Source organism: Bradyrhizobium sp. SZCCT0148, assembly GCF_018129985.1.
Taxonomy (GTDB): domain Bacteria; phylum Pseudomonadota; class Alphaproteobacteria; order Rhizobiales; family Xanthobacteraceae; genus Bradyrhizobium; species Bradyrhizobium japonicum_H.
Genome location: NZ_JAFCKT010000004.1, coordinates 74,951 through 88,700 on the forward strand (window position 1 = coordinate 74,951; position 13,750 = coordinate 88,700).

Annotated in this window: 12 protein-coding genes; 1 reads left to right on the forward strand and 11 read right to left on the reverse strand. The window is 65.4% G+C overall.

The features are described 5' to 3' along the window. Positions 1-44 precede the first annotated feature (44 nt). The 8 genes from nikE to hydA form a co-directional block, all read right to left on the reverse strand. Positions 45-1,715, reverse strand: a complete 1,671-nt coding sequence (gene nikE, locus JQ580_RS15225; protein ID WP_212280886.1) for a nickel ABC transporter ATP-binding protein NikE — start codon at positions 1,713-1,715, stop codon at positions 45-47. Next, the gene (locus JQ580_RS15230) at positions 1,712-2,560 is read right to left on the reverse strand and encodes an ABC transporter permease (protein ID WP_212280887.1); all 849 of its coding nucleotides are present in this window, start codon (positions 2,558-2,560) and stop codon (positions 1,712-1,714) included. Before JQ580_RS15230 ends, nikE begins: the two co-directional genes overlap by 4 nt. After that, positions 2,557-3,591 carry an ABC transporter permease gene (locus JQ580_RS15235; RefSeq protein ID WP_212280888.1) on the reverse strand — a complete coding sequence of 345 codons (1,035 nt, stop codon included), beginning with the start codon at positions 3,589-3,591 and terminating at the stop codon, positions 2,557-2,559. The genes JQ580_RS15230 and JQ580_RS15235 overlap by 4 nt, the downstream gene beginning before the upstream one ends. A 29-nt stretch (positions 3,592-3,620) precedes the next feature. After that, on the reverse strand, positions 3,621-5,240 hold the full coding sequence (locus JQ580_RS15240) for an ABC transporter substrate-binding protein (protein WP_212280889.1): 1,620 nt from the start codon (positions 5,238-5,240) through the stop codon (positions 3,621-3,623). Between the two features lie 118 nt (positions 5,241-5,358). Next, positions 5,359-6,795 (reverse strand): NAD(P)-binding domain-containing protein, encoded by a 1,437-nt coding sequence (locus JQ580_RS15245; RefSeq protein ID WP_212280890.1) that lies wholly within the window; start codon positions 6,793-6,795, stop codon positions 5,359-5,361. Further along, positions 6,792-7,541, reverse strand: a complete 750-nt coding sequence (locus JQ580_RS15250; RefSeq protein WP_212280891.1) for an SDR family oxidoreductase — start codon at positions 7,539-7,541, stop codon at positions 6,792-6,794. Before JQ580_RS15250 ends, JQ580_RS15245 begins: the two co-directional genes overlap by 4 nt. Before the next feature lies 1 nt (position 7,542). Next, a complete protein-coding gene (locus tag JQ580_RS15255) occupies positions 7,543-8,517 on the reverse strand; it encodes an NAD-dependent epimerase/dehydratase family protein (RefSeq protein WP_212280892.1) in 975 nt (324 codons plus the stop codon). 16 nt (positions 8,518-8,533) lie between these two features. Next, a complete protein-coding gene (gene hydA, locus JQ580_RS15260; RefSeq protein WP_212280893.1) occupies positions 8,534-10,003 on the reverse strand; it encodes a dihydropyrimidinase in 1,470 nt (489 codons plus the stop codon). A 55-nt stretch (positions 10,004-10,058) separates the two neighbouring features. On the opposite strand from hydA, the gene JQ580_RS15265 reads away from it, so the two are divergent. Beyond that, a complete protein-coding gene (locus tag JQ580_RS15265; protein WP_212280894.1) occupies positions 10,059-10,721 on the forward strand; it encodes an aspartate/glutamate racemase family protein in 663 nt (220 codons plus the stop codon). Here JQ580_RS15265 and JQ580_RS15270 read toward each other — a convergent pair. The 3 genes from JQ580_RS15270 to JQ580_RS15280 form a co-directional block, all read right to left on the reverse strand. Next, positions 10,718-11,386: a flavin reductase family protein gene (locus tag JQ580_RS15270; protein ID WP_212280895.1), complete on the reverse strand. Its 669-nt coding sequence runs from the start codon at positions 11,384-11,386 to the stop codon at positions 10,718-10,720. The genes JQ580_RS15265 and JQ580_RS15270 overlap by 4 nt on opposite strands. Continuing rightward, positions 11,383-12,315, reverse strand: a complete 933-nt coding sequence (locus tag JQ580_RS15275) for an N-carbamoyl-D-amino-acid hydrolase (RefSeq protein WP_212280896.1) — start codon at positions 12,313-12,315, stop codon at positions 11,383-11,385. Before JQ580_RS15275 ends, JQ580_RS15270 begins: the two co-directional genes overlap by 4 nt. Before the next feature lie 130 nt (positions 12,316-12,445). After that, positions 12,446-13,741 (reverse strand): class-III pyridoxal-phosphate-dependent aminotransferase, encoded by a 1,296-nt coding sequence (locus tag JQ580_RS15280; protein WP_212280897.1) that lies wholly within the window; start codon positions 13,739-13,741, stop codon positions 12,446-12,448. Between the last annotated feature and the right edge of the window lie 9 nt (positions 13,742-13,750).

The window sequence follows — 13,750 nt, forward strand, 5'->3', positions numbered from 1 at the left end:
CCTTCGCCAGCGGGATCTCATCGCTTTTTGGGCCGGTTGAGACCTCAAAGGGCGGCCGCGAGCATCTTGCCCGTCTCGATATGAGGGATGGCCTCGACCAGTTTGCGCGTGTAGTCGGTCTTCGGATTGTCGAACAGCGCCCGGCTCTCGCCCTGCTCGACGATGCCACCATTGCGCAGCACGATGGTGCGGTCGCAGAGCATGCGCACCACGTTGAGATCGTGGCTGACGAACAGCAGCGCGATGTCGTTCTCTCGCCTGAGGCGATCGAGCAGCTGCAACACCACGGCCTGGACCGAGACATCGAGTGCGGCGGTGGGCTCGTCCAGCACCAGCAGCCGGGGCCGGCAGGCGATGGCGCGGGCGATGCCGACGCGCGCCTTCTGTCCCCCGGAGAGCTGGTGCGGGAAGCGCGGCAGCAGATCCAGCGGCAGCCCAACCCGCACGGCGCATTCCTCGACCCGTGCGCGCAGCGCATCGCCCGAACGCATGCCGTCGAGTCGCATCAGGGGATGGGCAATACAATCGAACGCCGTGAAGCGCGGATTGAGGCTTTCATTGGGGTCCTGGAAGACCATCTGGATGTCTTTGCGCAATGGCGAGCGGTGGAAGTCGCGCGACGCGATATGGCCGATCGACTGCCCGTCGAACACGATATCGCCTTCACTGGGATCGATCAGCCGGCAGATCATCCGCGACGTCGTGCTCTTGCCGGAGCCGGATTCGCCGACCAGACCGACGCTCTCGCCGCCGGCCATGGTCATCGAGAAATCCGCGACCGCCGCCGAGCCCTCGTCGAAGCGCTTGGCGAGCTTGCGCACCTCGAGCAGCGGCGGCGTTCCGTACGCGGGCTCCTGCCTCGGCTTGCCGAGCATTGCCGCGTAGCCTTCCCTTTCCTCTTCGGTGACGAGGTCTTCGATCCGCGACGTCGACGTCGGCGATGCCGCAACCAGCCGCCTGGTGTAGGCATGCTGCGGCGTGCTGAAGAGCGTCCTGGGACTCGCTTCCTCGACGATACGGCCGCGCTCCATCACGGCGATGCGGCGGCAATAGCGCGCCGCGAGCCCGAGATCGTGCGTGATCAGGATCGTCGCCATGCCGCGCGCGGCGGCGATGTCCGCGAGCAGATCCATCACCACCTTCTGGGTGGTGACGTCCAGGCCGGTGGTAGGCTCATCCGCGATCAGCAGCGACGGATTGCAGGAAATCGCGATCGCGATCATGACGCGCTGGCACATGCCGCCGGACAGCTCGTGCGGATAGGCGTTCATCCGCGCCTCGGGCTCGCGGATCTGAACGGCGCGCAGCAGCTCCAGCGCTTCGCCCCGCGCGGCCTCCTTCGAGATACGCTTGTGGGTGAGGATCGCGTCCGCGATCTGCAAGCCGATGGCCCGGATGGGATTGAGCGCGGCGCGCGGGTTCTGGAAGATCATCGACATCGCGGCGCCCTGGAGCTGACGCAGGTCGTCTCCCCCAAGCTTGGTCACGTCCTGTCCGCGAAACAGGATCTTGCCGCCGGTGACGCGGCCCGCCGCGTCGAGCAGCCGCGTCGTCGCAAAGCCGGTTACCGACTTGCCCGAGCCGCTCTCGCCGACGAGGCCGAGCATCTCGCCCTTTTCGACCGTGAGCGTCACGCCGCGCACGGCCTCGACCATGCCGCGCCGCGTCGAGAACGCCACGTGGAGGTCGTCGATCCTGAGCAGTGCCTCGCTCATGTGCGCATGCGGGGATCGAGAATGTCCCGCATCCCGTCCCCGAGGAGATTGAAGCACAGCACGGCCATCATCAGCGCCAAACCCGGAAAGGCGACCAGCCACCACCGTCCCGTCGAAATGAAGCGCGCGCCTTCCGCGACCATGATGCCCCATTCCGGCGTCGGCGGCTTGACGCCCAGCCCGATGAAGGACAGGCCCGCGGCGTTCAGGATGGCCCAGCCGAGGTTGAGCGAAATCTGCACGGCCATCGCCGGCAGGATATTCGGCAGCAGGAAGCGCAGCACCACCGAGAAATGGCTCTCGCCGCAGGCGCGCGCCGCCTCTACCCAGCCGACATTGCGGCGGACATTGACCTCGGCTCGCGCGAAGCGGATGTAGAAGGGAAGATTGATGATCGCGGTCGCGATCACGATGTTCTCGATCCGGTTGCCGAGCGCCGCGACCATCGCCATCGCGAGTACGAACAGCGGAAAGGCCATCATCACGTCGACGAAGCGGCCCACGCCGCGATCGAGCCGGCCACCGGCATAGCCACAGAACGCGCCGACCACGGCACCGATCGCGAAGGAGATGCCGACGGCCGAGACCGCGATGGCAAGATCGAGACGCGCGGCGATGATGAGACGGCTGAACACGTCGCGCCCGAGTTGATCCGTGCCGGCGATGTGCGCCGCGCTCGGCGGCTGCAAGGCCTCCGAGACATTCGAGGCCACGGGGTCGTACGGCACGATCCACGGCCCGAAGATCGCGACCAGGACGAAGAGCAGCACACCGGCCGCAGCGACCGCGGTCAGCGGATTGCCGCGCAGGATCCAGACCGAATGGCGAAGGGTTGCGCTGGTCATCCGATCGACACCCTGGGATCGGCGATGCCGTAGCAGATGTCCACGACCAGATTGACCAGCACGAACAGGCTGGCCATCAGCAGCACGAAGCCCTGCACCGGCGCATAGTCGGAGGACAGCAGCGCATCGAGCGCGTAGGACGCGACGCCCGGCCAGGAGAACACCTTCTCCACCAGCACGTTGGCACCCAGCATGGTCGAGAACACGATGCCGGCGATGGTGATGACGGGAAGGATGGCGTTCCGCAGCGCATAGGTGACGACGACCTTGTGCCAGGACAATCCAACCGAGCGCGCGGTGCGCACGAAGTCACTGCCGAGCGAGACCAGCATCGAAGCCCGCGTGATCCGCGCCAGCGGTGCGATTACGAACAGCGCCATGCTCACCGCCGGCAGGATTAGCTGCCGGCAGGCTGTCCACCAGCCTTCGATATCGCCGGCGAGCAGGAAATCGATCGAGAGAAAACCGGTGCGTTGCGGCGGCAGCGTGGTGAAGACGTCGATCCGCCCGGTCGGATCGGGTGCAAGTCCGAGCAGATAGTAGAATACATAGATCAGCAGCAGGCCCGACACGAAGGTCGGCACACAGACGCCGAGCGCGCAGAACAGCCGCACGCCGTGATCGACGACCGATCCCGGTCGCAGGGCCGCGACCACGCCGAGCGGCACCGCCGCAATCAGCGCGATCAACAGCGCCGTGAAGGTGAGTTCCAGCGAGGCGGGCAGCCGCTCGCGCAGATCCTTGAGCACGGGCTGCCCGGTCATCATCGAGCGGCCAAGATTGCCGTGACCGATGTCGGACAGATAGAACACGAGCTGTTCCGGCACCGATCTGTCGAGCCCCATCTGCTTGCGGATCTGCTCGATCTCCTCCTTGCCGGCGTTGGGCCCGGAGGCGAAGAACACCGCGGGGTCGCCGGGCAGGACCCGCATCAGGAGAAAGGTGAAGACCAGCACGCCGAACAGCGCCGGCAGCGACGACAACAGCCGCCTGGCCGCCCGCACCATCGTTGCGCCAAGACCGGTCCTCACCTTCCAGAGCCTCCCTTCGGCTGAGGCTATCACTTGCGGCTGACGTCGCGATAGTCGACCTGGCGGTGGAACTCGTAGGTGTAACCCTCGATCGACGACGCCATCACCGCATCCTGGTTCGGCTGCCACAGCATGATTTGCGGCATCAGGTCGGCATGCATCGCGTTGAGCTTGCGGCCGGCTTCCTCATATTTCGCCTTATCCGGCTCGAAGCGGGCCTCCTGCGCGATCGCGACAAGGTCAGGGTTGTTGATCGAGCTGTAATTCCAGCGCTGGTTGCCGGTGTAGAAGTTGCGGTAGAAATAGTCGGTGGACGGCAGCCAGGCGACGATGCCTTCGGTGAAGAAGGGCAGCTTCTTCTCGTTGATCTGCGTCGACATCTGCGCATCCGGCAGTTTCTGGATGTCGACCTTGATGCCGATCTTGCCGAGCGACTCTTTCACCAAGGCGGCCATCGGTTCAGCGGTCGAGGCCTGACCGACGTTGAAGCTGAAGGTGGTCGAGAAGCCTTCGGGGAGCCCGGCGGCCTTGAGATATTCCCTGGCCTTGTCGAGATCGAGCTTCACCGGCTGCTGGAACGGATAGATGCCGTTCAGCGGCTTGCCGTCCGGCCAGCTCGCGCCGAACAGCGGCGCGCCGCGACCAAACAGAGCGGCCTTGAACATGTCGTCATAGGGCAGCGCAAAGGCGATCGCGCGGCGGACGTTGACGTTGTCGAAAGGCGGGATCTGGTTGTTCATCGAGACGAAGGTGATCGAATTGTACTGCGGCGTCGAGATCACCTTGAGCTTGCCCTTGGCCTCCAGCGACTGCACGTCGCTGGCCTGGAGATCGACCACGAGGTCGGCATCGCCGCGCTCGACCAGATTGGCGCGCGTTGCCGGCTCAGGCACCGACTGAATGATGACGCGCTTGAAGAAGGCCGGCTTGTCGGGCGAGCCGCGGTTCCAAGCCTCGTTGCGCTTGATGATGGCCTGCTCACCCGGCTTGAAGCTCTCGAGCACATAGGCGCCACTGCCTGCGGTGTTCTCCTTGAGCCAGGCGGTGGCCCAGGGATCATCCGCGGTGGCGTGCTGCTTTGCCAGCTTCGAATTGATGATCATGGGATAGACGGTGGCGAGGTTCGGCAGCGCGAGCTTGTCGGGCTTGGGCAACGTCACCTCGATCGTGAGAGGATCAATCACCTTGAACTGATCCGCGGAGGTCAGGGAGCCCGTGAGCAACTGCGCCTTGCCGAGAATCGGTGCGGTGACGCAGCGATCGAGCGACCATTTCACGTCTTCGGCCGTGACCGGCGAGCCGTCCTGGAATTTGGCGTCCTTGCGCAGGTGGAAGGTGAGCTTCAACCCGTCGGGACTGACATCGTAGGATTCGGCGAGCTCGCCGGTAATCTTGTCGAGATCGAACACCCATTTGCCATTGAGCTGCTTGCGGCCGAATGCCACCAGCCGGTCATAGGTGCTCATGCTCAGCGCGAAGGATTCGCGCGTCGAGCCGGGAATGTTGGGATCGAGCGTGTTGACGGATGCGCCGGTGACATAGCGCAATGTCTCGGCCCGGGTTTGGGCTTGCGAAGGGGCGTTCGCGATAAGCAGAAGCGCGACGGTGGCGAGCATGGAGGATGCCGGCCTGAAAGACACAAAACGCATCGGTTTTTCCCTAGATTTCGACAACAACGCCAGCAAGGCAGGCCAAGAAAGAAGCAAGTTGCGCGCCAGTCTCATGGGGCGCCCATGCGGATCCTTGGTCGCGGCGGCGCATGGATGATCATCGCCGCTCCTCCATTGTTCGCGCCGGCCGCGTAACCACGGCCTGCGGCACGTCGTAGGCGTTGAGCGTGGCCCAGTGCCGCGCAACATCGGCGCGGAACAGGCCGCGCGTCAGGCCATGAACCAGCTTTGGCACGGCGGTCGTCATCGCGTTGATCGATGAACCTGACGGGCCGAAGCTCATGGTGGAGGCGATGGCGAAGAGATGGATGTCGGAGATCCACGGCGTCTTGCCCGGCACGCGTTCGGTGAACGCGTAATCGTCGGCAAGATAAGGGAAGCGGCCGAGCCGCGCGTTGCGCTCGTTGTCCGGCGGCTGGTAGCAGTCGGCCCAGGTCGCGATGTTGCCGGCGAAATTGGAGAGCTCGCCGCGCGCGGCAAAGTTCATGTCGATGCCGGTGCCGCAGATGACGAAATCCGCAGTGACGACGCCACGCGGCGTCTGCAATTCAACACCACCGGCGGTCTGACGCGTGGCTTCGAGCGGCGCGCCCTCGTGCAACGTGAAATTGGTGTGGCGCGCGCAGCGGTCATAGGTTGCTTGCGGAAAGCCTTCCCGCATTTCGAGAATGGTGCGCATGAAGCGCCAGCGCCAGGCATCGTCGAGATCGCTGAGATGGCGCAGGAAGCCGCGGAACGTCAGCCAGCGATAGGGCTGGATCACCTGGATCTGCGCGCGGCGGCACAACAGGTGCACTTCGGCGGCCCCGGCCTCCAACGCCGTCGCGGCATTGTCGAATGCGGATGCGCCGGCACCGATCACGGCAACACGCTTGCCGCGGAGGCTTTCAAAGTCGATCTCGTCAGCCACAGTTGCGACCGAGCCTGCCGGCAGATCCCGCAATTGCTCAGGGATCATCCAGCCGCCCATGCCCTCCTGCCCGGTCGCCAGCACGATCTTGCGCGCATACAGCACCTCGATCGCGTCGGCCCGCTTCACGCGCGCGGCGAGCAGGCCGTCAGCCGCGGGCGCAATCTCCTGAAGTTCGCAGCCGTTGCGCACCGGCAAGCCGATCGTCCGCCGCAGCCAGAGCAGATACTCCGCCCAATGCTCTCGCAGGATCAGGCCGAGCTGCTGCCAGCTCGCCTCGCCAAAGCGAGCTTCATGCCAGGACTGATAGGTCAGGCTCGGGATATCGAGGTCGGGCCCCGTATAATCCTTCGGGCTGCGCAACGTGGGCATGCGGGCATAGGTCCGCCACGGACCCTCCATCCCCTCCTCGGCCTTGTCGAGCAGCAGGATGTTGCCGACGCGCGAGCGCATCAGGCCGAAGCCGATCGCCACGCCGGACTGGCCGGCGCCGACGATGAGCACATCCAGCGCAGGTTTGCCGTCCGGGCCCGTCTTCGGTTCGAGCCAGGCGGCGCCGGGATGCGCGATCCTGGCGAGATCGGCGCGAATGTCCGCTTCGAGCTGTGTCAGCGCATCACTCATGCCGCAAGCCAGCCTCCGTCGACCACCATCACCGTGCCGGTGGTGAACGAGGACGCATCGCTCGCCAGATGCAAGGCGGTCTGCGCAATCTCCTCGGCCACGCCGAACCGCTTCATGGCATGCCGGTTGCGGGAGGCTTCGCGCACCTCGTCCGAATTCTTGTGCCGGGCAAAGCTGCGGCGAAGCATCGGCGTATCGATCGCACCGGGCGCAATCGCATTGACGCGAATGCCGTCGGTGGCGAAATCCACCGCCATCGTCCGCGTCAGGCTGACGATGGCGCCCTTGGCGGCGATGTAGGCGCTGTTGCCCTTGCCGCCGGCGATCGCAAGCTGCGACGCCAGCGTGATGATCGAGCCGCGCTTCTGCTGCTGCATCTGCGGGATCGCAGCCCGCGCCCACAGCCAGGTGCCGCCGACATTGGTGCGGAACACCGCATCCCAATCGTCCACGCTCGTCGTGAGCACCGTGCCGCCGACGGAGAATCCGGCCGCGGTCATCAGGATGTCGAGCCGGCCGTGCCGGGACACGACGTCGCCGACAACGGTTTCGGCGAAGCTGGCGTCGCCGACATCGCCGATATGCGTCGTGCCCTCGCCCACCAGGCGCAACGTCTCGTCGACCCCCGCGGCGTCGCGATCGACCAGAGCAAGGCGCGCGCCCTCCTCCGCGAACAGTTTGGCACTGGCCCGGCCGATGCCCGAGCCCGCTCCGGTGATGATGGCCGTGCGTCCTTGCAGCCGCATGTCAGATCCCATCCTTGTACTGCATCCACCAGGCGCCCATCGCAGCGGCCGATTCCGCGCAGCCGAACCGTGCGCGCCAGCCGAACTCATCGGCCATCCGCTTGACCGACATCGGCGCCCGATCCCCGCCGTGAAGCTTGATGAAGGTCTTCTCTCCGGGAGCCGCGAGCCTACACTCCAAGCCGGGATGCAGGGCCGCAAACGCTTCGCCCCATTGCAGCGCGGACCAGGCCGCGCCGCTGGAGATGTTGTAGAGCCGATGGCGCGGCCGTTCGGCTTCGATCAGCACGGCGACGGCCTCGGCAGCGTCGGGAGCATAGGTCCAGTCCTTGATGCCTGGCGCAGGAAGAAGAGCCGGTTCGCCACGTGCGAACGCGGCGAGAATCTGAAACTGGAGACTCGGCGTGTCCCGCACCGACGTTGCCCGTTCCCACGGACCGAACACCGCGCTCAGTCGTACGCTCAGAAAATCGCCGCCGAACAGTTCGGCATGGCGCGCTACCGAGCGCTCCGAAGTGAACTTGCTGATGGCATAAAACGAGACGGGATCGCAGGGCGTTTCCTCGTCCAGAACCGGAACGCGCTGGCCCGCCGCGCCATAGGCCGACGCCGACGACAGGTTGACGACGCGGCGGACGCCATGGCGGATCGCGGCTTGCAGGACCGGAATCTGGGCCATGACGTTGATCTCGAGAACGCGCGCCGGCGATGCCCGTTCGAGGTCGTCACCGGCGGTGACCGCGGCGCCCAGCACGATCGCATCGCAGCCCTTTGCTATGAGAGCGTCGATGGCCTCTGCGTCCGTGATGTCCCCCTGCACGGTTCTGAGCCGTGCTCCGTAATCGGCAAGAGATCGCTGCGTGGTCGGCGGCAGCGGTGCCCGATCATACAGCGTCACCTCGTGCCCGCGCGCGAGCAGTGCCTCCGCAACATTGAGGCCGACAAAGCCGGTGCCGCCGAAGATGACGATCTTCATCGCGCGCGATCCACGATCACAGCAGCTTCGCTCCAAAATTCCGGTCCGGATCCATGTCGGCGACCAGCCGGCCGGTCGGCTTCGCCGCCTCGCCGCCGCCGCGCGCCAGGAATTTGCCGCTGCCGGCGCTCGCGAGGCACTTGTCGCCGTCGATGATGACCCGGCCACGCGACAGCACCTGCAACGGCCAGCCCTTCAGCGTGCGGCCCGCGAACGGCGTGTAGCCGGTGAGATCGTGCATCATCTCGTCGGCGATCACCGTTTCGCGGTTGGGGTCCCAGATCGCGATATCGGCATCGGCGCCGACCGCGATCGAGCCCTTGCGCGGGTGCAAATTGTAGATCTTGGCCGGCGCTGTGGAGGTCAGCTCGACGAACTTTTCCAGGCCGAGCCTCCCCTTCGACACCATCGCGTCGAACAGCAGCGGCAGCCGCAGTTCAAGTCCGGGCAGGCCATTCGCAACCTGCTTGAAGTTCGGATTCGGTCCGGCGCGCAGCTTGCCGGTCTCGTCGTAACGATAGGGCGCGTGATCCGACGAGATGGTCTGGAGATCGCCGAGCGACAGCGCCTGCCACAGCGCCTCCTGATCGGCGTGCGTGCGCGGCGGCGGGCTGCACATCCACTTGGCGCCTTCGGCGCCGGGCTTGTCCAGATCATCAGCGGTGAGGAAAAGGTATTGCGGACAGGTCTCGGCGAACACCTTCAGCCCCTGCCCGCGGGCGTCGCGGATCACCTTGGCGCCTTCGGCAGTCGAGACGTGGAAGATCATGATCGGCTGGTCGATCAGCGCCGCCATTCCGATCAGCCTGGTGAAGGCTTCCGCCTCGGAGACGCGGGCGTGGCTGACGGCATGGTATTTCGGCATGGTGTAGCCACGCGCGAGCAGCCGCTTGACCATCCAGGCGATGATACCGTGATTTTCGGCATGGGCGCACAGCATCGCGCCGGACTGACGCGCGGCGAGGAGGATGTCGAGCAAGGGCTCGTCGTCGACCTTGAGCCGGTCATAGGTCATGAAGATCTTGATCGAGGCGTGGCCCTGCTTCACCAGCGCCGGAATGTGCTCCTCGACCGTCTCCTTGGTCGCGTCCGCGATGATCATGTGAAACGCGTAGTCGATCACGGCGCCCTTCTTCGCCAGCGCGTGATAGTCCTCCACCACCTGCGGCAGCTTCATGCCGACATGCTGGGCCGCGAACGGGATCACCGTGGTGGTGCCGCCGAAGGCGGCAGAAACGGTCGCGCTCTCGAAGGTGTCGGCGTTCATGATGCCGGCAGCCGACAGCTGCTCGATATGGGCATGGCTGTCGACGCCGCCGGGCAGCACCAGCTTGCCGCGCGCGTCGATCTCTTGCTTGGCCGCCGGCAGGCCCTTGCCGATCGCCGCGATCGCCTCGCCTGATATGGCGACGTCGGCCTCGAACACGTCGGTTGTGGTGGCGACGCGTCCGCCGCGGATCATCAGGTCGTAAACTGGTTCAGTCATGAGGCACTCCGTGATAGGCTAGGGCAAATGATCTCCATGTCGCAGGAAGACCATCATGTCCCGGCCGCGCATTCTCATCATCAATCCGAACTCCAACCCTGCGGTCACGCAAGGGCTGGAGGACGCCTTGAAGCCGCTCGGCTTCGAGGGCGGCCCCGAACTGGTCTGCCAGTCGCTGGCCGAAGGGCCCTTCGGCATTGAAAGCCAGGCCGATGTCGATGGCGTCGCGATGCCGCTGCGAAAGCTGGTCGAAGGCGACAACAGCTCGGCCGCCTTCGTCATCGCCTGCTACAGCGATCCCGGCCTCCAGGTCTGCCGTGAGGGCACCGACCGTCCCGTCTTTGGCATCGCCGAGTGTGGCGTGCTGACGGCACTCGCCCGCGCCGAAACCTTCGGCGTCATCGCCATCGCGCAGCGCTCGATCCCGCGCCACATGCGCTATCTCCGGCAGATGGGGCTGACCGATCGCCTCTCCGGCGAACGCCCGCTCAACATGAGCGTCGCGGAAACCGCGTCCGGCGAAGGCACGCTGGCAAAAATGATCGAGGTTGGCCGCGCGCTGCGCGACGAAGATGGCGCCCGCGCCATCGTGATGGGCTGCGCCGGCATGGCGCGCCATCGCCGTCCGCTGGAGGACGCGCTCGGCATTCCCGTGATCGACCCGACACAGGCGGCCGTCACCATGGCGCTGGGTACGGTGCAGTTCTCCGCTCACTAGGCGTCCTTCAGCTCTTTGGCGTCCTGCCGTGCGCGCCATTGCGCATGGCTCTCGCGCGTCAGTGAAAAAACATCCCGCTGAGTCGTGTAGAGGTTGCCGAACATGCGGCCGATGGGGCGGTAGGCGTCGAGATCGACATACATGTTGGCCTGGTCGACAAGACCTTCGCGGGCATGAATCCTGAGCACCTCGCCGACCAAGAGCTCGCGATCCGGCGAGAAGTTCAGCACGACATGGCGCCGGCATTCCAGCGCGAACGGCGCCGCGGCGAGGCGCGGCACTTTCACATCGACGGAGGGAAGCGTCGCGAGCCCGGTCGCGGCGACCTCGCTGTCGCCGGATGGGAAATCAACCGCGCAGTCGTTCATCGCAACCGACAGCCCCTCGTCCACCATGTGCACGACGAACTCGCCGTCGCGATGGATGTTGCGGGTGGTGTCCTTCGGCGAATGATCCGGCTTGTGTTGAAGACCGAGCACGATCAGTGCGGGACTCTCGGAGAATATGTTGAAGAAGCTGAATGGGGCCGCATTGACCGCCCCGTTCTCGTCCAGTGTCGTCACCAACGCGATCGGTCGTGGCACCACCACGCCGCACAGCAGCTTGTAGCGATCGCGCGGATCCAGCTCGCGCAACGAAATGCCATGATCCGACATCGGCGTCATTTCTCCGGCGGCGGCACCGCGCCGGTTTGGCTGGTGATCAAGCCGTAATGCTCGATCCGGCGATGCTGCGCGAAATTGAAGATCGTGGTCTTGCCGAAAATGGTGGCGTCGAGATCGCATGCGTGAACCAGAAGCTCGTCGTCCTCCGTTTTGGCTTCCGCCACGATCTCGCCGTTGGGATCGACGATCAGGCTGCCGCCGAACAGCGGATGCCCGTCCTCGTTGCCGGCCTTGGCCACCGCGACGACCCAGGTCGAATTCTGATAGGCGCCGGCCTGCACCGAGAGACGGTTGTGAAACAGGCGTTTCTCGACGCCCTCCTCGCTTCGCTCCGCATTGACCGAGGGCGTGTTGTAGCCGATCAGCACCATCTCGACGCCCTGCAGGCCCATCACGCGATAGGTCTCCGGCCAGCGCCGGTCGTTGCAGATCGCCATGCCGATGATGCCGCCCAGCTCGCGCCAGACATTGAAGCCGAGATCGCCGGGCTCGAAGTAGCGCTTCTCCAGATGCTGGTGCGAGCGCTTGGTGTCGTACTCGACATGGCCGGGCAGATGGACCTTGCGATATTTGCCGACGATCTTGCCGGACTTGTCGGTCAGGATCGCCGTGTTGAAGTGATGACCGTCCGGTGTCAGCTCCGCATAGCCGAAGTTCATGGCCATCTGGTGCTGCGCCGCGCGCTCGAACAGCGGCTTGGTCGCCGCGCTCGGCATCTCGCGCTCGAACCAGATGTCGGCTTCGGCGCGATCTTCCGAATACCAGCGCGGGAAAAACGTCGTCAGCGCCAGCTCAGGATAGACGATCAGGTCGGCACCTTTTGCTTTGGCCTCGTCCATCAGCGCGATCATGCGCTTGACCACGGCCTCGCGGCTGTCGGCTTTCTGGATCGGGCCCATCTGGGCGGCGGCGACATTGACGATACGCATCAGCGTTTTCCCGATGATCTCTTGGACGAAGCGAAAGCTTCAACGAATGGCCGGCGCGTGCAGCATAACGCAGCATCGCCGGAGGTTTCCAGCCGGATGGACCGTGCAGTTTGCAGGGCGTGACCGGCGCTCATCGGTGCTCCCAGTCGGCAACATCGAGGCCATGGTCGAGCGCGTCGAGGAGCTGGTCGGCCTCACGCTCGGAGATAACGAGCGGCGGTGCCAGGAACAGCGAGACCTGCTCGCCGCTGGTTCCGATCACCGCACCCGCTTCCAACGCTCGCTCCGCCACGCGCGAGGCGATCGGTACGTCCGTGGTGTCGGCATGCCAGGAGCGCCAGTCCGGTCCGTGCAGTTCCACCGTCCAGTGCAGCCCCTGCCCTGCCACGCGCCGCACGCTATGATGTTTCCGCGCGATCGCGAGCAGGCGGCGGCTGAACAGCTGTTCGAGGCTCTTCACATGTTCGAGAATCTTCTCGTCGCTGATGACCTTCAGGTAGGCGCTCACCGCGGCCATGCTGATCGGATGACCGCGCAAGGTGCCGTAGTTCTGCCAGCTCGTGCCTTTCAATCGCTCGACGATCTCCTTCGATACGACGACCGCCGCCACCGCCGCCGCACCGCCGCCCAGCGACTTCCCGAGCGTCACGATATCGGGGCGAGTTTCGGCGCCCTGAAACGCGAACCAGCGCCCCGCGCGGCCGGCGCCGGTGACAACCTCGTCGGCGATCCAGTATGAGCCCGCCTGTCGCGCCGAGCGGGCCACTTCGTCCTGATAGGCGCCGTCGTAATAGATGCCGCCCTGGGTGTAGTCGATGATCGTCGCCGCAGTATCGGAAAGCAGGCGCGCGGCGTCGGCCAGATATTCACTCGGCGGCCTGTTGCTGGCCGGCCCACCGTAGATCGCGCCATCCGGCGCCGGCAGGATTCGCACCGGCGCCATCGGCGCCGGCAGCTTCGAGCCGCCGGAGTGCACCGCGAGGCCGCCGTGCCATTGCGGCTGCACCGTCATGCTGCGCGACAGGCCCGTGATGCCGTGATAGGCACGCTCGCGCGTCGCCAGCGCCGAGCGCTGCGTCAAGGCCTGACAGAGCGACAGCGCCATGTCGTTGGCCTCGCTGCCGCTGATGCAGAAGCGCACCGCGCCAACCCATTCCTCTTCGCCACCAAACGCGGTCGCCATCAGATCGTCGGCGGCCTGCTCGCGGCCAACCCAGGTCCAGCCTTCGTTGACGACGGGTGTATCGGCTGCGCGGCGGATCGCTTCCACCATCGCAGGGTGCCGATGGCCGAGACCGCCGCCGGTGTTGCTGCCGTCGATGAGCTTGCGGCCGTCGGCAAGATGAAAATAGACGCCCTCGCCGCCGACCACGGCCATGGGCGCGCTGTCGCCCGCGTTCAGCCCGGTTCGCAACAGTCTGCTCATCACTGGCCT